This is a genomic window from Nonomuraea fuscirosea (assembly GCF_003001935.1).
Lineage (GTDB): Bacteria > Actinomycetota > Actinomycetes > Streptosporangiales > Streptosporangiaceae > Nonomuraea > Nonomuraea fuscirosea.
This window is the reverse complement of record NZ_PVNG01000015.1, coordinates 190,738-210,740: the sequence shown is the minus strand read 5'-3', so window position 1 is coordinate 210,740 and position 20,003 is coordinate 190,738. Positions and strand designations below refer to the sequence as shown.

Annotated in this window: 20 protein-coding genes; 6 read left to right on the top strand and 14 right to left on the bottom strand. The window is 67.5% G+C overall.

The window, feature by feature from the left end:
* Positions 1–139: 139 nt before the first annotated feature.
* Positions 140–1,612, bottom strand: a complete 1,473-nt coding sequence (locus B0I32_RS32365) for an AAA family ATPase (RefSeq protein ID WP_106246239.1) — start codon at positions 1,610–1,612, stop codon at positions 140–142.
* A gap of 185 nt (positions 1,613–1,797) precedes the next feature.
* Entirely contained in the window at positions 1,798–2,364 is a 567-nt protein-coding gene (locus tag B0I32_RS32360; protein WP_219912107.1) for a TetR/AcrR family transcriptional regulator, read from the bottom strand.
* A 104-nt stretch (positions 2,365–2,468) separates the two neighbouring features.
* Here B0I32_RS32360 and B0I32_RS32355 point away from each other — a divergent pair, with 104 nt between their 5' ends.
* On the top strand, positions 2,469–3,425 hold the full coding sequence (locus B0I32_RS32355; RefSeq protein ID WP_106246236.1) for an NADP-dependent oxidoreductase: 957 nt from the start codon (positions 2,469–2,471) through the stop codon (positions 3,423–3,425).
* A 119-nt stretch (positions 3,426–3,544) separates the two neighbouring features.
* Here the strand turns inward: B0I32_RS32355 and B0I32_RS32350 are convergent, their stop codons facing one another.
* From B0I32_RS32350 to B0I32_RS32340, 3 genes are all read right to left on the bottom strand, one after another.
* Entirely contained in the window at positions 3,545–3,790 is a 246-nt protein-coding gene (locus B0I32_RS32350; protein WP_106246235.1) for a hypothetical protein, read from the bottom strand.
* Between the two features lie 26 nt (positions 3,791–3,816).
* A complete protein-coding gene (locus B0I32_RS32345; protein ID WP_483870146.1) occupies positions 3,817–4,257 on the bottom strand; it encodes a PIN domain-containing protein in 441 nt (146 codons plus the stop codon).
* Between the two features lie 106 nt (positions 4,258–4,363).
* Entirely contained in the window at positions 4,364–5,455 is a 1,092-nt protein-coding gene (locus tag B0I32_RS32340; RefSeq protein WP_106246231.1) for a helix-turn-helix domain-containing protein, read from the bottom strand.
* A 435-nt stretch (positions 5,456–5,890) separates the two neighbouring features.
* Here B0I32_RS32340 and B0I32_RS32335 point away from each other — a divergent pair, with 435 nt between their 5' ends.
* Positions 5,891–6,265, top strand: a complete 375-nt coding sequence (locus B0I32_RS32335) for a hypothetical protein (RefSeq protein WP_106246229.1) — start codon at positions 5,891–5,893, stop codon at positions 6,263–6,265.
* Positions 6,266–6,401: 136 nt separating this feature from the next.
* On the opposite strand, the gene B0I32_RS32330 is transcribed toward B0I32_RS32335, so the two are convergent.
* The 6 genes from B0I32_RS32330 to B0I32_RS32305 are packed head-to-tail and all read right to left on the bottom strand — an operon-like array spanning position 6,402 to position 12,557.
* On the bottom strand, positions 6,402–7,352 hold the full coding sequence (locus tag B0I32_RS32330) for a class I mannose-6-phosphate isomerase (protein WP_106246228.1): 951 nt from the start codon (positions 7,350–7,352) through the stop codon (positions 6,402–6,404).
* Positions 7,349–8,545, bottom strand: coding sequence for an ADP-dependent glucokinase/phosphofructokinase (locus B0I32_RS32325; RefSeq protein WP_106246226.1), 1,197 nt, complete (start codon positions 8,543–8,545; stop codon positions 7,349–7,351). Before B0I32_RS32325 ends, B0I32_RS32330 begins: the two co-directional genes overlap by 4 nt.
* Position 8,546: 1 nt before the next feature.
* Positions 8,547–9,410, bottom strand: a complete 864-nt coding sequence (locus B0I32_RS32320; protein WP_106246224.1) for a ketose-bisphosphate aldolase — start codon at positions 9,408–9,410, stop codon at positions 8,547–8,549.
* 33 nt (positions 9,411–9,443) lie between these two features.
* On the bottom strand, positions 9,444–10,289 hold the full coding sequence (locus tag B0I32_RS32315; RefSeq protein ID WP_106246222.1) for a carbohydrate ABC transporter permease: 846 nt from the start codon (positions 10,287–10,289) through the stop codon (positions 9,444–9,446).
* Positions 10,290–10,294: 5 nt separating this feature from the next.
* Complete coding sequence (locus B0I32_RS32310) at positions 10,295–11,233, bottom strand: carbohydrate ABC transporter permease (RefSeq protein WP_106246221.1); 939 nt, start codon at positions 11,231–11,233, stop codon at positions 10,295–10,297.
* A gap of 55 nt (positions 11,234–11,288) precedes the next feature.
* Complete coding sequence (locus B0I32_RS32305) at positions 11,289–12,557, bottom strand: ABC transporter substrate-binding protein (protein ID WP_219912106.1); 1,269 nt, start codon at positions 12,555–12,557, stop codon at positions 11,289–11,291.
* 318 nt (positions 12,558–12,875) lie between these two features.
* Between B0I32_RS32305 and B0I32_RS32300 the strand changes: the two genes are divergently transcribed.
* A complete protein-coding gene (locus B0I32_RS32300; protein WP_106246217.1) occupies positions 12,876–13,694 on the top strand; it encodes a DeoR/GlpR family DNA-binding transcription regulator in 819 nt (272 codons plus the stop codon).
* Between the two features lie 87 nt (positions 13,695–13,781).
* On the opposite strand, the gene B0I32_RS32295 is transcribed toward B0I32_RS32300, so the two are convergent.
* Both B0I32_RS32295 and B0I32_RS32290 read right to left on the bottom strand, forming a co-directional pair.
* Positions 13,782–14,054: a DNA-binding protein gene (locus tag B0I32_RS32295; RefSeq protein ID WP_106246215.1), complete on the bottom strand. Its 273-nt coding sequence runs from the start codon at positions 14,052–14,054 to the stop codon at positions 13,782–13,784.
* 97 nt (positions 14,055–14,151) lie between these two features.
* A complete protein-coding gene (locus B0I32_RS32290) occupies positions 14,152–15,996 on the bottom strand; it encodes a serine hydrolase domain-containing protein (protein WP_181307998.1) in 1,845 nt (614 codons plus the stop codon).
* Positions 15,997–16,161: 165 nt separating this feature from the next.
* On the opposite strand from B0I32_RS32290, the gene B0I32_RS32285 reads away from it, so the two are divergent.
* The 3 genes from B0I32_RS32285 to rarD all read left to right on the top strand — a co-directional run bounded on the left by B0I32_RS32285 (position 16,162) and on the right by rarD (position 19,028).
* The gene (locus B0I32_RS32285; RefSeq protein ID WP_106246211.1) at positions 16,162–17,313 is read left to right on the top strand and encodes a sensor histidine kinase; all 1,152 of its coding nucleotides are present in this window, start codon (positions 16,162–16,164) and stop codon (positions 17,311–17,313) included.
* Positions 17,291–17,944, top strand: a complete 654-nt coding sequence (locus B0I32_RS32280) for a response regulator transcription factor (protein ID WP_219912105.1) — start codon at positions 17,291–17,293, stop codon at positions 17,942–17,944. Before B0I32_RS32285 ends, B0I32_RS32280 begins: the two co-directional genes overlap by 23 nt.
* Positions 17,945–18,089: 145 nt before the next feature.
* Positions 18,090–19,028 (top strand): EamA family transporter RarD, encoded by a 939-nt coding sequence (gene rarD, locus B0I32_RS32275; protein ID WP_106246207.1) that lies wholly within the window; start codon positions 18,090–18,092, stop codon positions 19,026–19,028.
* Here rarD and B0I32_RS32270 read toward each other — a convergent pair.
* Positions 19,004–19,993, bottom strand: a complete 990-nt coding sequence (locus B0I32_RS32270) for a polyprenyl synthetase family protein (protein ID WP_106246205.1) — start codon at positions 19,991–19,993, stop codon at positions 19,004–19,006. The genes rarD and B0I32_RS32270 overlap by 25 nt on opposite strands.
* Positions 19,994–20,003 lie beyond the last annotated feature (10 nt).

Here is a 20,003-nt window from a genome sequence, read left to right as displayed (position 1 = left end):
CACGGATGGGGCAGCGACGACGACTGCCTCCTGTTGCCCGTCGAACAAGTCTCCTGGCTCCGTGACGCCGATCCCATGATCGCCGAAATCTGGTCCGGCCCCAAGCCCGAGAACTGCGCTCCCGAGCCCGCGATCGAGGTCAGTTACGCCCGTAGAGGGCGGGCAGGCCGACGAGGTGGAGTTCGGAGGACGATGTTGCCGCTTGGCGGGCCTTGTCGTTGAAGCCCGCTCCGCCGAAACAGATCAGCTTCGTCTGTGAGGTGTCATAGCGGCCGGCCCGGGTGATGAGATCACGGATGTGCCGGAGCCGATCGATGTGCGCCGCACCCATGGTGTCGTTCCATTCGGCTTCCCCGATGGCTAGAAGGGGCGCTTTGCCATGGTCGGCGACACCGATGACGGCCACGTCGATCTCGTGGCCGGTGCGGGTGGCGGGGTCGTGCACGGTGCCGTGCCCCACGCGGGCGGGCAGTCCGCCGAAGAGATCGTGTTCTGCGTGGTGCAAGGCCCAGTCGCGGCAGACCTGTTCGAAGTGAGGGCCGAGGACATTGCTGACGAAACGGCGGCGGCTGGCTTGCCAGACCCGGTTCGCGCTGCCGGGACGTTCCAACTGGTCCCAGACGGGCCGCATGATCGCGTGGTAGAAGGCGATCAGCGGTTCCGCGATGCGGTAGGTCGGGCGGTTCTCCCGGAAGACGTCGGCATCTCGGCGCAGCAGGCCGGCGTCTTCGAGGACATTGATCGGGTGCGCGATATCGGTGGCCTTACGTTCGAGATAACCAGCCATGCCACCGCGAGTGGCGTTCCCATCGGCTACCGCACCCAGCACGGACAGGTACAGGGTGGTGTCACGGAGGTCGGGTTCCTCCGCGAGGAGATAGCGCGCCTCCCGGAAGAGAGGCGTCTCTGGGTTGAGGACCGTACGGACCACCCAATCATCGAAATCCGCCATGTCCGCCGGGGAGTCACCGCGGGCGAACTCACGCCTGTAGGCGGGCGTACCGCCGACGATCGCATGGACCATGAGAGCCAGGCGCGGATCGGCGATACCCCAGAACTCGGCGGCGAGGCGGTGATCGAGCGGGCGAACAAGCAGGTCAAGACCGGACCGGCCACGTAGCGGCGCGTTGCCCGCCAGGAGCTTGCCCATGAAGGACAGAGCAGAGCCGCAGAGCAGGAGTCTCGTCCGGGAGGCGGTCCGCTGATCGCGCAAAGGCCGGAAAGCTTCCTGCAGCAGTGACGGCAGCTCAGGGTTGACTTTGGCCAGGTACGGAAATTCGTCGATCACCACAGGCAACGGACGTTCGGCGCCGAGCGCGAGAAGCGCGTCGATGGCTTCGGACCAATGGGCGAAGTGATACGGGGTCGCGGGTCGCGAATAGTCGGTGAGCGCGGCACTGAACCGACGAAGCGACTCGGCATCAGCGGCCTCGGTCGCACCGAAGTAGAACCCACCGGCCGCCCGGCACGCGGCATCGAGCAGGAAGGTCTTCCCCTGCCGTCGGCGACCGGAGACCACACCCAAGGTGGCCCCGGGCTGGGCATCGGTGATGAACCTGGTGAGCGCCGACCACTCGTACTCGCGATCAAAGATCTCCGTCGGCTTGTCCACTACGACCTCCGATATAGAACTACAGTTATGTTAACTGCAGTTCTACCTTGATCCCGTAACGACGACAGGCGACGGTCTGTGAGGAGCACTGGAGCCTTACGAACGACGTCGCTGCCGACCGGGCTCGCACCCCCTGCCGAGCGGTGCCGTGTGGCAACCCGAGATCAGCGGTCGGTCGCTCGGGCTCAGGCCGGTCGAGCAACGGGACGGAGACCGTCCATCAGGAGGTCCAGCAGGCGGCCGGCCTTGGCTTCGTGCTCGCGCCGGGGAGCCACCGTGAAGATGCCGATGAGGGAGGCGGCGATGTCCTCGGCGGAGACGTCGGAGCGGAGGTCGCCCGCCGCGCGACCGGCGTCGAGGATCGTGGTGATGGCCGCCAGCAGCTCGCTCCGGGTCTGCGCATGGGCGATCTCGCCTGACTCGATCATCGTCAGCAGCGTGTCGAGCATGCCGTTCTTGGTCGCGATCCAGTCCCCGAACAGGTCCATCCAGCGTCGCATCGCCTCGGCCGGGGGCAGGCGGCCGAGCAGTTCGCGGGCGCCGGTCGTCAGTCGTACGACCTGGTCCCGGTAGACCGCGTCGACCAGCGACTCGCGGGTCGGGAAATGCCGGTAGAGCGTGGCGATGCCGACCCCGGCCTCGCGGGCGATGGCACGCATCGACGGCTCGGCGTCAGCCGACATGAACGCGCGGGTCGCCACCGCGAGCAACTGGTCGCGGTTACGGACTGCGTCCGCCCTTGGCGCGCGCATCTCCTCGTCAGCCAAAACGGATCACGCTCCGGTTGTGTTAGTGTCGTTCATGGAAACGGAGCATAGTCCGTTTCACCGTGTTCCCTCCAAGGAGACAGGCGTACATGCAGGAACAGAGCACTCAGCAGCCGGCGGCCAGGAGCAGGGCGGTCCGGCTCGACGCGTTCGGCGGCCCCGAAGTCCTGGACGTCCGTGAGGTTCCCGCTCCGCAGGCCGGGCCGGGACAGATCCGCGTACGGGTCACCGCAGCAGGCCTGAACCCGATGGACTGGATCATGACCGCCGACGTGGACACCGCCGCCCGGTTCGGCCTGAGCCTCCCGGCCGGGTTCGGGACCGACTACGCGGGCGTGGTCGACCAGGCCGGCGACGGGGTGACCGGCTTCGCGCCCGGCGACCGGGTGTTCGGGGGCGCGCTGTCCCGCGCGGTCGCCGACTTCGTGCTGATCGACCTGGACGAGGGGGTCGCGGCGAACGAGGCCCACCACACTCCCGAGGGCGTCGACGACCGCACCGCCGCCACCCTCGCGATCGCCGGCCGTACGGCATCCGCCGCCCTCGCCGTGATCGCCCCCGGCCCGGACGACACCGTGCTGATCGGCGGCGCGGCGGGCGGGGTCGGGGTGTTCGCCGTCCAACTGGCCCGGCTCGCGGGCGCGCGCGTGATCGGAACCGGATCGGCGGCCTCAGCCGGCTTCCTGCACGACCTCGGAGGCGACCCGGTCACCTACGGAGACGGCCTGGCCGACCGGGTCCGAGCCCTCGCTCCCGGCGCCGTCACCGCCGCCATCGACCTGCACGGAACGGAGACGGCGCACGTCGCCAGGAAACTCGGCGTACCGGACGACCGCATCTGCACCATCGCCGCGCAGATCGACGGCGTGCCGGCGGCCAACGGCGCGAACGCCGCCCCCGGCGCCCTGGAAGAGATCGCCCGCCTGGTCGCGACGGGCCGCCTGCGGGTGCCCATCGCGGCGACCTTCCCGATCGACCAGATCCGCCGCGCGGTCGAACTCCAGGCCGGCCGGCACGTACACGGCAAGGTCGTCATCGACCTCTAGCTCTCCCTGGATCAAGGCCGTCGCGACGATGAACACGAGGCCGTCGTCACGTCACTGACCAGGCGAGGACGACCTCCGGCCCACGGCTGCCTGCCGCGAACGTTCTCCGCGTTTAGGGCTCACGCAGTGAGCTGCACCGGTCCGAGATCACCGCTCGTAGGCTTGCGAGCCTCGGCGTAGTGCGCAGGATCCGCCTTGATTCTGGCAGTGGCCCGCCAGCCCACGATGACCTCTCGGGTGGTGGCAACGACATCCAATTCGGCCGTGTCGGAGAGCGCCTCAACAAGCTCCAAGGTGAAGGCACGAAGCTCATCCGGAGAAAGGTGACGCACCCAGGGAAAGACGTCCGGCAGGGCCAGGACCAACCATCCGCACGTGTTGCAGTTACCGCTCAAGACAGCGACCCCAGATGGCGGCGGATATAAGAATCGAAGTTGGAACCAGAACAAGGCAGGCGCATGCCGGTGGCGACGAGGGAGTCCACGATGTTTCCAGCGGCGACTCCGTTGAGCTTCCCCTGATCGCATGCTCGGTGAAGCAGCCAGATGGTGCCGTGAACTTTCAGGCCGTGTGCCCGCCCCACGGCCACGGCTTCTCGGTCATCCGTGATAGCGACTCCGGGTGTCAGTTCGGCCGCGGAGAAAACACTGGCCTCGCCCAGGTTCCGCTCGGAAGAGCCGATGCGCTGGGTCCACTTCACAAAACACTTGATCTCCTCCATCGAGTCCAGCCTCGCCACGCCAAGCCACTCCGCCTCCAGGACCGCAACAGAGCGGGATGCATCCGAGCGCCCGTCCTCACCTCCTCCCGCACCACATGGGTGGTGAGGCATCGGTCATCCACCAGGAGGTCCCGCAGCACATCCAAGCGTTCCGCTCGTGCGAAATGATTGAGGCACATCGCATCGAAGACGAGGACATGGCCGGGTCCCGCGTCGCTCAAGGCTCCAGCTCCGCTTCATCCCGTACGGGCAGATCGGCTGCCACAAGTTGCCCCCGCATGAGCTCGACAGCGCGCGGCGTCGTTATGAGCGCCTTCTTGTAGGCCTCCACCACCGCATGTGCATAGCTCGGCGGTACCCGGACGCGTTCGAGGTCGGGCTGGGGTGCCCAGCCGACCGCTTCCATCAGCTCCGCCTTCGTGGGATTGCGCTGTCGCATCTCCCTGGCAGTGACCTTGTCAACGGCACCCGCCGCGACCGCTTGGCGGATGGTCAGAGTCCAGGAAGTCCGGTACCGGGCGGCGAGAACGACCAGATCCTCTCTTCGCAGCGACGCTCCGTCGGCTGCCGCAATCACGCGTATCGGAAGAAGAAGCTCCGACGCGAAGGCATCGACAATCGCTTCTCTTCCGTCACGGGACACGTGGACTCCCATGTCGGTGGAGTACTCGTCACCGATGATCAGATGTCCGAGTTCATGAGCGGCGGTTGCCCGGCGGCGCCCGGGTTCGCCCCGCTTGCTGACGACGGCGACGGCGAGGTCGTCTTCGATCAGTGATGCTCCCTCGCCTGGCACATCCACAACCGCGACCAGTTGTCCCAAACGCTCACACACCCTCATGAGCGAGTCGATCGGCTCGCTGTTCACACCGACTTGCGCTCTCACCCACCAGGCCGCGCGGCGGGCGGCCGGCACGTCCTGAATCGGTTCCTCGTAGCGCTGGATGGCAGGTGCGGAGAGTGTCCCTATCTCCATGAGTTGCCTGACGTCGTTCAGCCATGCGGTCAGAGCCACTTCCAACGAGTAGGACTGCCGGGCTGCCTCGGTATCCCCGTCGTCCACCATTTCGCTACGCCTCGACACGACAAGAGGCGGCGGACTGAGGAAATAGGCCAGTGGAACATCCAGCGCCGCCGCGAGTTTCGAGAGTTCCAGCGCGTCTATCCGGCGAATGCCTCGCTCGATCTTCGCGATCATCGTCCGATCGAGATTGAGGACCGCGGCAAGCTGCTCTTGCGACAGATCGGCCGCGATGCGACACTCACGCACCCGCTCGCCGACGTCTGCCCACTCCGTACGGTCGCCCATGTTGCGATAATCGCGCGGCATGCGTGCGTGACCGTTGGCATGACACGACGCCGCTAGCGCAAGATGTGGCACTGTGGATCTACCGGACCTCGAAGACCATCTCACGGCGATGGGGTTGCTCAGATGAGCCGAATTCGACAAGGCGGCGATCGGTCGGGCCTCGCAGACGAGAGCCACGGCGAGTCCGGCCATAGGGGACGATCGCCAAGAAAGTGGACGCTAGAGAAAATCGGCGTGTTGGCGTCGCTCATCTTGGGGGTGACTGTCTTATTCTTCGGCGACGGATGGTTGCGCGGCAAAGACGAATCCCCGCCGGCGTCCTCTGCCACCAGCCCCCCGCCTGCGACATCGCCAACCGCCTCCGGCACGGCCCCGAGCAGGCCGACACCCTCGTCAGAAGCCAGCGCCACGCCGGCCCCTTCGCCGGAGCCCACCGTGCAGTGGACTGGAGTCGTACGCCTGGGCGCCGGTGTCGACCTCGACCAGGTCCCCCCGACGATTCGCACGTCCGAAGCGAAGGCGGATATCCGTGAATCGTCGTCCTTCTTCGTGAAGTCGATCAAGGCGCAGGAACAGTCGCTCGCTCCATGGGACGGCTCCGCCACACCGACCCGGCGGCAATGCGTCGAGACGCTTTCAACCCAGGGCACGACGGAGTGGGGAGAGTCGGGCGAGGAAGAGGTGGAGGATGACTCCATCTTCTGCGTCAGAACCTCAGAAGGGCGCATCGCAGTCATGAAACTGAAAAAAGCCATTTATCATGAAATGCAGGCAACTGTGAAGGTCTGGAATTCGCTGGAGTCGCTCTAGTACCGATTCTTCCGCACGCCGGAACAACCGCTGCGGCTCAAGTCAGGATCCCACTCTTCCCGCAGGCAGAGGTGAGAACGATGACCGGCCGGACCGAGCGCGCCGGATGCCGGTGAAGGCAGGAGCGCTGAGCCCGTCAGGCGGACGCCGACAGACGGATCACTTCGACCTGGCCGTCCAGAAGGACCGGGCCGGCGGCGTACGGAACCAGCAGCGTGTCTCCCCGCTGGAGCGACAGGTCGTCCTTTTCGCCGATCAACCTGCCCTCTCCGGCCACCACGACCAGCACGCTGAAGCCACGCTCCAGGCGTTCGCCGCCATACAGGCGGCGAACGGCGAAGAACTCGTCCGCAGCCTCGGGCAGCAGGCGCGCTGGGTTCCCGCGGAGTTCGTCGAGGCGTGATGGCGTCCAGGCGCCGCGGTCAACGCACTGCAGCGCCAGGTCGTAGCCGAGGCCGAGGTGACCGCCGGCGAGGCCGAAGCCTTCGTACTCCAGCAGCACCGAGAAGTCGGTCGGCTCCTGGACCTCGACCAGCAGGATGCCGTCGCCGATCGCGTGCGGAAGCCCGGCCGGGCAGAGGATCGTGTCGCCGGCCGCAACCGGGATCTTGTTGGTGGCGGCGAGCATCGCCTCGGTCTTCTGCCCGTCCACCCAGCCGGCCAGCTCGGCGGCCTCCACGTCACGGGCGAAACCCAGATGGACGTACGCGCCGGGCCGCGCGGAGACGATCACCCATGCCTCGGTCTTCCCGTACGGCGAGGCGAGGTGCGCGGTGGCGAAGCGGCGGTCAGGGTGCACATGTAAGGGCAGCCGCTGGCCGGCGTCGAGCAGCTTGACCAGCACGCCGGTGTCGGCGCGTTCCGGGCCGAGCCACCAGCGCGGGTCCGCGGCGATCGCCTCGGCCAGTACACGGCCGTCGGCCAGGGTGGACAGCCCGGATGGGGCGAGCCCGAACCTGGAGGTCACCGAACCCACCCAGTCCTCCGGGCGGTCGGGCAGCCCCGGCGCGTTGCGGAACTCGGCGATCCGGCCGGCGCCGCGATAGAACGTCTCGGGCTGGTTCGCAGGCAGTATCTCGACGGTCATCGATGTCCCCTCAGGGCTAGCTCGGCGAGGAAGCCACCGACGAACGTGTCGCCGAGCCCGACGGTGGTGGGATTCTGAACGTCGAGTGCGAAGCCGGGGACACAGTCGACGGTCGCCCCCATGCGCGAACGCAGCGCCGCCGCGAAGGCGACGGACTCGGGCCGCCGGGCCAGTCGGCGCACACGCTCGACGTCCTCCTCGCTGAATACGTCGCCGTGGCAGTAGCGGGTGGCGGCCATGACCGTGCCGGTGTCGAGGGCGTCGGCGTAACCGCCTGCGCCGAGCGCCGCAGCCCAGTACTTCGTGTGCAGCACCAGCGTCGGCACCGGGATGAGCGCGTGCACCGCCGTGAGGGCCTCCGCGACATCCTCGGCCGAGAGCAGGTCGACCGGGCGCCCGATGTGCGACTGCAGCTCGTCCTCGTTCAGTCCATACACGTTGATCTCGTCGAGCAGCGCATCCCGGACCCGGCGGCTGAAGGCGGGCTCGTGGTACGCAGCGTCCTCGAAGTAGGCCACCGCCCCGTCCGGCAGCTGCCGCATGTGCTCTTTCAGGGAGGCGAGCCTCTCGTCGAGCTTCGCCTTGTCGCGCATGGCGTTGAATCCGGAGATCAGAAAGATGTCCGCCTTCCGCAACCGGTCACCGAGATCGTCGGTGAGCAGCATGGCAGCGTTCGCCGGGTCGTTGACGTAGATCAGGCGGTTCGGGAACGGCGCGACGATGTCGATGTCGCCTGCCCGGACCCGCAGGCCCTTGTCGTACTGGACGATCAGGTGTGGATAGAAGGTCTCCCCGACACCGCTGTTGATGTACTCGCAGTTCGCCGGCAACAGCCGGCGGAAGATGTCGTTGACGCTGACCAGGTGCAGCGTAGACGGCACGCCGAGCCGGCTCATCACGATCCCGGCCCGCACCGAAGTGCCGCCCAGAGTCTCCCGATGCGGAGACCGGTTCGCGAAGGTCGACAGCGCGGGGGCGGAGTCGACGAAGTGTTCGCCGCCTCCGCCCCGGGCGACGTACCCGAGGATCGACACCACGAGGTCCCGCTCACTGGTCACCGTGGCCGGCGACGCCAGTTCCGCGGCCACGATGCCGTACTCGGCGACAAGCTGTTCCAGGACATCGGCGGTCAGCTTCAACTCGTGGTCGACGCAACCGCCGAGGCCCAGGATTATCCGGGACGCGTCGGCCATGTCAGTAGAGCGAGCCCTTACCGGCGGCGCCGAACAGCTCGATCTTCTCGGCGGCGACCACCTTCATGGCCTCGATGCAGGCGGGCTGGACGGCGTTCGGCTCGCGCACCTTCCGGTCGCTGCCCAGCACCTCGCGCATCTTGTCATGGTAGGCGACCTTGATATCGGTGGAGATGTTGATCTTGTTGATGCCGATTCGCGCCGCCTCGCGGATCTCGTCATCCGGGTTGCCGGAACCGCCGTGCAGCACCAGGGGGATCTGCACCCGGCTCTTGATCTCCTTGAGCAGGTCGAGCTTCAGTTCCGGCTTGAGGTGGGCCGGGTAGAGGCCGTGGAACGTCCCGATCGCGACGGCGAGGCTGTCCACGCCGGTCTGCTCGACGAACGTGACCGCGTCGTCAGGGTCGGTGTAGATGATCTCGGCGGCGCCCGCCTCGGCGTAGCTGTCGTTTCCGCCGATCGTGCCGAGCTCGCCCTCCACCGACACTCCGAGAACGTGCGCGGAGTCGGTGACCTTCTTGGTGATCGCGATGTTCTCCTCGAACGGCTTCAGCGACCCGTCGATCATCACGGAGGTGAAACCGTACTGGATCGCCTGCAGGATCTGCTCATAGGTGGCGCCGTGGTCCCAGTGGATCGCGATCGGGACGCTGGAGTTGTGCGACCGCTCGACGATGCCGGTGATCATCTCGCGGCCGATGTGCCGAACCTCGTCCGGGTGGATCCCGACGATCAGAGGGGCGTTCGTCTCCTCGCTGATCTCCACGATCCCCTTGAACATCGCCCAGTCGCTGATGTTGAAGGCGGGCACGGCGAAGCCGTGTTCGTTGGCGACGTCAAGGATCGCCTTGCCGGTCGTCAGCATTTGTGCGTTCTCTCCTTTTGCGTGCTGGGTGTGTCAGGCCTTGACGGCGCCGGCGGTGAGCCCGCCGATGAACCGTCGCTGGAACAGGAGGAAGAGGAGGAGGACCGGAATGGACCCGAGGATGCTCATCGCCATCATCTGATTCCACTCGTACGAGTGCTGGCCCATGAGGAGTTGGATGCCGATCGGCACGGTGCGCATGTCGTCGGTACGGGTCAGAGTGAGCGCGAACAGGTACTCGTTCCACGAGATCATGAACGTGTACACGCCGACCGCGATCAGACCGGGCACCGAGATCGGTACCAGGATCCGCCACAGTGCGGTCCAGTTGGTGCCGCCGTCGACCTTGACGGACTCGTCCAGCTCTCGTGGCAGCGTGTTCAGGTACGCGGTGATCATGATGATCGCGTACGGGAGGGTGAACACCATGTGCGTGAGGATCAGGCCGGGATAGGTGTTGTACAGCCCGAGCGCGACGACGAGCCCGAAGTACGGAATGACGAGCGTGATCGGCGGCACAGCCTGGACGCTGACGATCACGGCGTTGACGGTCTTCTGGAACGGGAACGTGAAGCGGCTGAATGCGAACCCGGCCAGGACGGCCACCAGCAGCGTCAGGATGGTCACCGCGAAGGCGACGATGTAGCTGTTGAGGAAGTACCGCAGCTGGGCACCGTTGCCCAGGATCTCCCAGTAGGCGTCGAACGAGAAGCTGCCGGTGATGAGCTCCGGCGGGTTCTGGAAGACCTCTCCGTTGCTCTTGAACGAGGTGGACAGCAGCCACAGGACCGGCAGGCCGGCGAACAGCCCGCCGATGACGAGGCCGGTGATGACGCCGGCCTTGGCGAGGGTGCGACGAGTCCTGATGGTGGTGGCCATGCGTCTCACCGCTCCCTTTGCTGGCGTACGTAGAAGAAGGCGAGGATCATCGTCAGCAGCAGCACGATCACGGCGGCGGCGGACGCGGTCGCGAACTCGTACTCGCTGAAGGCTTGCTTGTAGGTGTAGGTGCTGAGCATCTCGGTGGCGTGCAGCGGCCCGCCGCCGGTCGTCATCCAGATCAGTGCGAACTGCTGGGACGTCCAGATCAGGTCGAGCACCCCCATGCTGACGATCACCGGTCGCAGTTGGGGCAGCGTCACGTGAGTGAACCGCTGGAACCAGTTCGCCCCGTCCATCGCGGCCGCTTCGTACAGATGATGGGGGATGCCCTGCAGCGCGGCGAGCAGACTGATCATGAAGAACGGGTAGCCGGACCAGATGTTGACGAACGTGACCGCCCAGAGCGCCTTGCCCGGGTCGCCGAGCCAGTTCACGCCCTCCTGAACGAGACCCAGCGTGTGCAGGACGTAGTTGACCACGCCGGACGGGTCGAGCAGCAGCCGCCAGATGACGGCGATCACCGCGATCGTGAACAGCCAGGGCAGGATGTAGACGATTCGGAAAACGGCCTTGGTGACCCCGCCCAGCAACTGGGTGTTGAGCATCATCGCGAAGGCCAGGCCGAGGACCAGGTGGGCCACGGTGCTGACCGTGATGAAGATGGCGGTGTTCTCCAGCGCCGCCAGGAAGTCCGGGTCGGTGAGTACCTTGGCGTAGTTGGCGAACCCGGCGAACACCGGGTTCTCCTGGACGATCACGTTGTCCTGGAACGAGTAGCCGATCACCATGACGATGGGGACCACCATCAGGACCACGATCAACAGCACCGTGGGGGACAGGTAGCCGTACGGGATCAGGCGCCCGGCCAGGGTGGAGCGGGTCCGGCCGGGTGTGACCCGCTCCTCGGTGGGCGCCGTCTTCGGCGCCGTCATGGATGTCATCGCTTTCTCCTTGATCCCGCGCCGCGCCGGGGGACCGGCACGGCGCCCGGGCGAGCTACCCGAACACCGAGGTCCAGGACTCCTGCGACTTGGCGAGGGCGTCGTCGACACTCGTCTTGCCGGTCAGCACGAGCTGGAGCTGCTCGTCGAAGCTGCGCATCAGGTCCTCGGACTTGGGCAGGCCGACGAACTCGTTGGCGGGGTAGCCCTGCTGGTAGATGTCGAAAGCGGTCTTGAACAGCGGGTCACTGTCGCTGAAGTCGGGCTGGGCGTTCTTGTTACCCGGGAAGCCGTTCGCGATCGTGCTCAGATTCGCGTTGGTCTCCTTGCTGAGCAGGTAGGACACGAACTTGAACGCCTCGGCCTTGTGCTCGGTGGAGCTGGAGATGCCGATCCCCCACGACGCGTACGGGATGCCGCGCTTGCCGGTGTAGCCGTCCTCGGCCGGAAGGGCCGCCACCTCGAACTTCAGATCCGGCTTGTTCTTCTTGATCAGGTTGATGTGCGCGAGCGAGTCGATCATCATGCCGACCTGGCCGTTGGTGAACTTCTCGACCTTGTCCTGTTCTTTCATGGTGAGCGAGCCGGGGGCGATGACGCCCGCGTCGTTCAGGCTCTTCACGAACTCGACCACGCTCTTGACCGGCGCGCCGGTCAGGTTGGGCTTGCCGTCGGTCAGCATGCTGCCGCCGGACGCCCAGAGCCAGGACATGACGTCGTTCTGGATGCCGTTGGGGACGGCGGTGTCGAGCGGGAGCGCCCAGCCCTTCACGTCACTGCCGGTTGCGCTGATCTTCTTGGCCGCGTCGAGGAACTGGGTGCGCGTGGTGGGCACCTTGGCGACGCCGGCCTTGGTGAGCAGGTCCTTGTTGACGAAGAGCGGGTAGACGAAGTTGACCACCGGGATCATGTACGTCTTGCCCTTGATCTGCACCTGACTGGCGAGCTGGCCGGTGTCGTAATTCGCGTCGGACATCAGCTTGGACAGATCGGTGATCGCGCCCTGCTTGGCGAAGTCGTTGACCCAGGCGCCGTCGAGGCCGACCACGTCGGGCAGGGTCTTCGACGCGGCACCGGTGATCAGCTGCTGTTTCGTCGAGGCGTACGGCGCGCTCAGCAGCTTGATCTTGATGTTCGGATTTTGTGCGGTGAAATCGTTGACGATCTTGTCGAACTCCCCGGCCGGCAGCTCGGCCCCCCACCACTGGGCGAACTCCAGCGTCACGCTGCCGTCCGAGGCGGTGTCGCCCGAGGAGCCCGAGCCACACGCCGCCACGAGCGCGACCGTCGCGGCCGCTGTCGCTGCCCCTATCACTCGTCTCACCCGTATTCCATCGACCACCATGACGGGCTCCTTCTACATCGAGATCTTTCCGTCCTCTGCCGAGTTGGCCGTCACGTTAGCAGCGCGTTACGGACGTAGACAAGAGAAGAACTGCAGAAAACTGCGGAGTACGGCATAATGTGGTGCCATGAAGCAAGATCCGGCGCCCCATCGCCGTCCCCTGATCTGTAGATTCCCCCGTCTCCACCGGCCCTCGGCTGCACCTGCCCACCATTGCGGCTCTCGGCAGCTCTATGCGGCAATGTGCCCAATCGGCGCAGACTTGTGGAATACTGCCGCACTGACAAGGGGGAATCAGTGAGCGTTGACAGGGACGAGCGGCAGCGCCACCTACCCGCCGGGCGCAAAGCCCAGCTGGCCGCGTACGTCGCCGACACTGGCCAGGTCACGGTGAGCGAGCTCGCCGAGCGCTTCGGCGTCTCCATCGACACCGTGCGCCGCGATCTCGATCAGCTGGCCGCCGAGGGCATCCTCGTACGTACATACGGCGGCGCTGTCAGCCTGTCCACGGTCTCCCGCACCGACCGCGCCGTCGACCAGCGGCTTGCCGTACAGGAGCAGGAGAAGGAGAAGATCGCGGCACTGGCCGCGACACTGGTCGACGACGGCTCGACCATCATGATCAACGGCGGGACGACCACCCTTGCGCTCGCCCGCAGCCTGGGCCAGCATCGCGACCTCACGGTGGCGACGAACAATCTGCTGGTGCCGAGCGCGCTCCCGCCTACGGCCATCCGCGACATCTACGTCTTCGGCGGCGCGGTGCGCGCGCTCACCCTCGCCACGATCGGCCCGGTCAGCTTCCGCGCCAACACCGGCGCCGAGCTGGACATCAGCTGCGATCTGGCGCTGGTCGGCGTCGGCGCGGTCGCCGCCGACGCCGGCTACACGACGAGCAACCTCGCCGAGGCCGCGATGATGCAGGAGATGATCTCCCGCGCGGCCCGCGTGGCGATCCTCGCCGACTCCTCCAAATTCGGCCGCCGCCTGTTCGCCCAAGTGTCGGAACTAGGAGCTGCCGACTACCTGATCACCGACGCCGCACCGCCACCCGACCTGCGGGGCGCCCTGAAGGCGAGCGGCGTGGAGGTGCTCACCCCCGCGGCCAAGGCCTAGCGCCACGGCAGGCGTGACCGTTCCTGGCAGTAACGACCTTCGGATCAGTGGTGATGTGATCGGCTGAGCGACCCCGCACAGGCCGTGTCAGACCCCGACCACCTGCACGGTCTTCCCGCACAGTTTCCTCATGTCGTCCTCGTCAGAGGTGAGAACGATGACCGGCCGCACTGAGCGGAGCGCGGTGGCCGCCACCACCGCGTCGACGGCGTACTGGTGACCGTGCGGGCGAGCATCGCGAAGCAGTTCGATCGCCAGCGCCGATATGTCCTCGGCCACAGGCTCGATCCTCAGCCTGGACAGGTGCCACCTAAGACGATCACCCTTTGCCTGGACGTCCTGCGCTTCGATCGGCGTCATCGCGCGCCTGTGGGATCGGCCCCGAAGTGGCCTCATTGGCCTGCAGTGCCTCCTCCGGGAGGTCCCGCTCGATCTGGCGACCCAAGCGGTTGAGTGATCACAGGTGCCAGCCGAGCAAGTTCCAGTGCTGGCAGAACCAGAGGAGGGCGAGCAGCCCCGCCAGCACGACCACCTGATGGCCGCGGGCCAGGACGCCCGCGTGCCGCCAAGTCCTCACGGTCGTGGCGACCGCGGCGACGGTGAGTGCGAGGACCAGCAGCGGCAGCACCAGGAGGACCTGGACGTTGGTCGGCACGCCGTACAGGATGCTCGTGTCGCCGGTCAGAACCAGCGTGAACAGCACCACGAACACCAGTCCGACCGCGGCGGCGAGCCCGGTCAGGACACGCACGGCGCGCCAGACACGCGAAACGGGACGCTTCTTGGCCGGACGGACCACAGCGGCCACCGGCAGGCCGAGCACGGCGGTCAGTGCGGTGACGGCGAACAGCAGGACGATGATGGCATTGACCGGCGGGGTGTCCCACCAGGGGACGCGTTGGTAGGCGGGGCCGTCTGTGGCCACGTACGCGGCATCGCTCCCGCCGGGCACCAGCGCCAGCCGCTGCGTGCCGCCGTCCTGCTGATAGAGCCCAGGCCCCAGCGGGCTCCACGTCGAGCCTCTGAAGGTGAGCTTCCCGCCCGCCACCCGCAGCCGGGTGGAACCGGTCAGGGCGACCACCTTCTCGATGCTGGACTCCGCGGACCTGGTGAGCTTGTAGAAGCCTTCGACAGGCACGACGGAAGCACCGCCACCGGGCACTGCGCGCTTTCCAGGCAGGAAGCGGTCGAAGAAGGCGGGAATGATCTTGGTCATGGCGTCGGCCCCGCCGAGACTGTTCGTGGAGACGAACAGGCCGAGGTCGGCGTCGGGCACCAGCAGCAACGCGCTCTGGAAACCCTCCCAGCCGCCGTCGTGCATGATCACGCGATGCCCGTTGAGTGTCTGCTCCTTGAACCCGTGGGCGTACCCGTCGATGCGCGGATCGGCCGCGAACGTCCGCCGGTGCATGAGCCGGGCCGTCGGCTCGTCGAGGATGCGCCGGTCGCCGAAGCGTCCGTCCAGCAAGTGAGCGATCATGAAGTGGGCCATGTCGTTCGCGGTGGCACTGATCGACCCGTCAGGGGCGAGGTTGTCGAAGACGAACGGCTTGCGCCGATACGCCCCGTCCTCGTAGTCGTAGCTGCGCGCCAGATCCGCGGCCAAGGGGGCGGGAACGGGCTCGGCGGCCGTGCTGTGCCGCATCGCCAGCGGGCCGAGGATGTGATCGCGCACGTACTCGTCATACGGCTGCCCGCTCACCCGCGCCACGATGTGTCCGGCCAGCGCCGCCCCATAGTTCGAGTACGCCGACACCTCGCCAGGCGGACGCACCCGCGCGGGCATGTTGTCGGCGAGATAGTCCGCCAAGGGCGGCACGTCGTCCTTGCTCCGCGACCCCACGCCGATCGTGCGGTCCTCGAATCCGGCCGTGTGGTCCATCAGGTCCTGCAGCGTGATCGGCCGGGGGTAGGTCGCGGGGATCCGGAACGCGGTGAGGTAGCGGTTCACGTCCGCCTTCAGGTCCAGCTTGCCCTGCTGAACCTGCTGCATCACTGCGGTCCAGGTGAACAGCTTGGTGATCGAGGCGATCCGGACCATTGAGGTGGCCGGGTCAAAAGGTCTGCGGTTCTCGACGTCGGCCAGCCCGTACCCCTTGCTGAAGAGCATCTTCCCGCTGCCCACCACCGAGACGACCGCGCCCGGCACGTGGTCGGCCGCCAGCCCGTCCGCCATCGCGGCGTCGAAGAAGGCGGCCAGAGCACGTTCGTCCGGAATCTCGCTGGCTGCCACGGCGGGACGCGGCACGAGGATCATCAGCGCCGCGCACACCGCGACGAGCATCGAACGGAAGACATACACGGGCGGCTCCTGACCTTGTCGAGGCCATCCACGATGCGGCCGGCGAGGGCGCGGCCGCATCGCCATCGCGGCCATGGGCGTCTCCGACGAAAGTCGGAGACGCCCGGCGTCCAGCGCCGACGCCGGTATGAGGTGATGCGCCGCCGCCCTGGCTACGCTGGACCGATGCTGTCGTTACGCGCGGTGCCGCGGCGGATGGCCGCGCTCGGGCCACACGCGATCAGCGCGGCCTCCGTGGCGCTCTGCCTGTTCCTCACCGTCCTGGCGGTCAAGACGCCCTGGGCGCCGCTGCCGCGACCCGTCATCGCCGCCGCCGGGCTGGCAGGCACGGGTGCGGTGTGGTTCCAGGGCCGGTGGCCGGTGGCGGTGACCGTCGCCGGGGCGGGCGCGTACGTGCTGTCGGGCAATCCGGGGCCGCTGCTGATCAGCCTGTTCTCCGGCGCGGGCAGGCGTTTCCCGGCGCTGGCGGCGATCGGCATGGCGGGGTTCTTGGCCCAGCAGTGGGTGGACGGCGGCCGGTTGGGCACGGACGCGCTGATCTCGGCGGCGACCGCGACGGGGGTCACGCTGGTGGCAGGGGCGTACGCCACCACCCGCCGCGAGCTGACCCGATCGCTGCGCGAGCGCGCCGAACGCGCCGAGGCCGAGCAGCGTCTGCGCAACGAACAGGCGAGGTCCGCCGAGCGCGGCCGGATCGCCCGGGAGATGCACGACGTGCTCGCGCACAAGGTCACGCTCATCTCGCTGCATGCCGGCGGCCTTGAGGTGAACGCGAGCGCGGGACCGGAGCGCATCGAGCGAGAGGCGGCGCTGATCAGGGTCAGCGCGCAGGAGGCCCTCGAAGAGCTGCGCAAGATCCTTGGCGTGCTGCGCGCCGGGCCCAGCGATGACGACGACGGCTTCCCCGACCTGCGGCGGCTGGTGGACTCCTGGCGATCGGCCGGCGGGACCGTCACCCTGCACGGCGATATCGGCACGTGGCCATGGGAGACGGCCAGAGCCGCGCATCGCCTCGTCCAGGAGGGCCTGACCAATGCGCACAAGCACGCCCACGGGGCCCCGGTCACGGTCACGACGACCGGGAGCAGGGAAGACGGCGTCACGATAGCGGTCACCAACGGACCATCGCTCCAGCCCAGTCTGGAGACCGGCGCCGGGGTCGGTCTGGTGGGCCTGGCGGAGCGTTTCCGGCTGATCGGCGGAACGGTGCGCGGCGGGCCGGACGATGCGGGAGGCTGGCGTCTGGAGGGCCGGCTGCCGTGGCACGCCACGGACGCATCCCCGGGGGAATCACGTGATCAGGACACTGCTGGTTGACGACGAGCCGCTGATCCGCGCGGGACTGCGGTTCATCATCGAGTCCGCACCCGACGTAGAGGTCGTGGGCGAGGCCGAGGACGGCAACCAGGCCGTCGACGCGGTCCGCCGCCTGGGGCCCGACGTCGTTCTGATGGACGTCAGGATGCCCCGGTACGACGGCCTCGCCGCCACCGGGGCCATCCGCCGGCTCGCCCGGACACCCGCGGTGATCATCCTCTCCACGTTCGACAGCGACGAGCACGTCTTCACCGCCCTGGAGGCGGGAGCCTGCGGGTTCCTGCTCAAGGACACCTCGCCGCACGACCTGATCCAGGCCATCCGTCTCGCGCACGGCGGCGACTCGATGCTGTCCCCGCGGATCACTCGGCGGCTGATCCACCGGCTCACCACCGACCAACCCATTCGGCGCCGCCGTGACGCGCTCGCCCGGCTGGAGACCCTGACCGGTCGCGAGCGCGAGGTGCTCGTCGAGGTCGGGCTCGGCCGCTCCAATACCGAGATCGCGGCCCGCCTGAACATGAGCGAGGCCACGGTCAAGAGCCACATCTCCCGCCTGTTCGTCAAGCTCGCCGTCACGAACCGCGTACAAGTGGCCATCGCCGCCTACCGGGCCGGCCTGGTCGACTGACCATCCGGGTCCCTCGTCGCGGCGTCCAACAGACCAGACAAGGTCACGCCCGCTGGTATCCGGCGCCACACTTAAGCATGTCTACATATTTCCGTATAGTGGACGAAGTTTGTGTCCAAGGTGGTAATGTCCCAAACTGAGTGACATGCCTGACGCTCGGCGTGGTGTCCTGCTCGGGATCGCCGCCTACATCATGTGGGGACTCTTCCCCCTCTACTGGCCGCTCCTCAAGCCGTCCGGAGCCATCGAGATCCTCGCCCACCGCATGGTGTGGTCGCTGGTGATCGTGGTCCTCCTGCTGAGCGTGCGCAGGCACTGGTCGTGGCTGCGCGAGATCGCCGGGCAGCCCGCCAAACTCGCCCTGCTGACGCTGGCCGCCGTCGTGGTGACCGTCAACTGGGGCACCTACATCTACGCGGTCAACGCCGGGCACGTCGTCGAGAGCGCGCTGGGGTACTTCATCAACCCCCTGGTCAGCGTGCTGTTCGGGGTGGTGCTGCTGCGGGAGCGGCTGCGGCCGCTGCAGTGGACGGCGGTCGGGTTCGGGGCGCTGGCGGTGCTGGTGCTGACGCTCGACTACGGGCGGCTGCCATGGGTCGCGCTCACGCTGGCCGTCAGCTTCGGCCTGTACGGGCTGGTCAAGAAGCAGGCCAACGTGGCGGCCACCGAGAGCTTCGCGATCGAGACGATGGTGCTGTTGCTGCCGGCACTCGGCTACCTGATCTATCTGCAGGCCAGTGGGGGCACCACGTTCGGGCACGCCGGGGCCGGGCACGTGCTGCTCATGGTGGGGGCCGGCGCCATCACGGCGGTGCCGCTGATCTGCTTCGGGGCGGCGGCCATCAGGGTGCCGTTGAGCGCGCTGGGCGTGTTGCAGTACATCGCGCCGATTCTGCAGTTCGCGTGCGGGGTGCTGATCGCCAAGGAGGTCATGCCGTCCAGCCGGTGGATCGGGTTCTCGATCGTGTGGCTGGCCCTGGTGATCTTCACGTACGACGGGCTCCGGGCGGCACGTACGTCCGCCCGGAAGACCCGGAAGCGCGTCGCGCTGGAGACGCCTCAGCCCGAGCGTTCGACCACGTAGTCGCAGAGGGCCAGGAAGGCGTCTCTGGCCGGGATGTCGGGCAGGCCCGAGATGTCGGTTCGGGCCCGGTCCACCCAGGCCACCAGCTCGGCCCGCGCCCTGGCCATCCCGGGATGCGCGCGGAGCAGGGTGAGGGTCTCCTCGACGTCCTCGTCGGCCACCGGCCCCGACAGCAGGGCCGTCAGCCGCGGCGAGTCGCCGGCCGCCAGCGCGTACAGCACCGGCAGCGTCTTGACGCCCTCGCGCAGGTCGGTGCCCTGCGTCTTGCCCGACTGGGCGCCCGTGGAGGAGACGTCCAGCAGGTCGTCGCCGAGCTGCCAGGCCACCCCGATGGCCTCGCAGGCGCGGCTGAGCCGCTCCTCGACGTCCGCGGGCGCGCCCGACAGCAGCGCGCCGAAACGGCCCGAGGCGGCGATCAGCGAGCCGGTCTTGTCGGACAGGACGCTCAGGTAGTGGGCGACCGGGTCCTCGTCGTCCCGCGGGCCGATGGTCTCGCGGATCTGGCCCTGCACCAGGCGGGAGAACGTCTGCGCCTGGATGCGGATCAGCTCGGGACCGAGGTCGGCGAGGATGTCGGACGCCTGGGCGAAGAGGTAGTCGCCGGTGAGGATGGCCACGGTGTTGTCCCACCGGGCGTTGGCCGACGGCGTGCCCCGGCGTACCGGGGCCTCGTCCATGACGTCGTCGTGGTAGAGCGAGCCCAGGTGGGTCAGTTCGATGACCACGGCGCCGGGGACGACCCCCGGCGCCGACGGGTCGCCGAACTGCGCGGCGAGCAGCACCATCAAGGTGCGGAACCGCTTCCCGCCCGCCTCGATGAGGTGCTTGGACGCCTCCGTGACGAAGGCGTCCTCGCTCTCCACGGACGAGCGCAGAAGCTTCTCGACCGCGGCCAGCCCGGTGGCCACGTCCTGCGCCAGCCGTTCGTCCTCTATGGGAAGGTCAACCACGGGAGGCGCAGACATACGAGATCCC

Coding starts and splice junctions, on each gene's coding strand:
- B0I32_RS32330 (WP_106246228.1), bottom strand. CDS start 7,352: ATGACCGTCGAGATACTGCCTGCGAACCAGCCCGAGACGTTCTATCGC.
- B0I32_RS32340 (WP_106246231.1), bottom strand. CDS start 5,455: ATGGGCGACCGTACGGAGTGGGCAGACGTCGGCGAGCGGGTGCGTGAG.
- B0I32_RS32360 (WP_219912107.1), bottom strand. CDS start 2,364: ATGCGCGCGCCAAGGGCGGACGCAGTCCGTAACCGCGACCAGTTGCTC.
- B0I32_RS32285 (WP_106246211.1), top strand. CDS start 16,162: ATGCTGTCGTTACGCGCGGTGCCGCGGCGGATGGCCGCGCTCGGGCCA.
- rarD (WP_106246207.1), top strand. CDS start 18,090: ATGCCTGACGCTCGGCGTGGTGTCCTGCTCGGGATCGCCGCCTACATC.
- B0I32_RS32325 (WP_106246226.1), bottom strand. CDS start 8,545: ATGGCCGACGCGTCCCGGATAATCCTGGGCCTCGGCGGTTGCGTCGAC.
- B0I32_RS32270 (WP_106246205.1), bottom strand. CDS start 19,993: ATGTCTGCGCCTCCCGTGGTTGACCTTCCCATAGAGGACGAACGGCTG.
- B0I32_RS32310 (WP_106246221.1), bottom strand. CDS start 11,233: ATGACATCCATGACGGCGCCGAAGACGGCGCCCACCGAGGAGCGGGTC.
- B0I32_RS32295 (WP_106246215.1), bottom strand. CDS start 14,054: ATGACGCCGATCGAAGCGCAGGACGTCCAGGCAAAGGGTGATCGTCTT.
- B0I32_RS32320 (WP_106246224.1), bottom strand. CDS start 9,410: ATGCTGACGACCGGCAAGGCGATCCTTGACGTCGCCAACGAACACGGC.
- B0I32_RS32315 (WP_106246222.1), bottom strand. CDS start 10,289: ATGGCCACCACCATCAGGACTCGTCGCACCCTCGCCAAGGCCGGCGTC.
- B0I32_RS32355 (WP_106246236.1), top strand. CDS start 2,469: ATGCAGGAACAGAGCACTCAGCAGCCGGCGGCCAGGAGCAGGGCGGTC.
- B0I32_RS32345 (WP_483870146.1), bottom strand. CDS start 4,257: ATGCCTCACCACCCATGTGGTGCGGGAGGAGGTGAGGACGGGCGCTCG.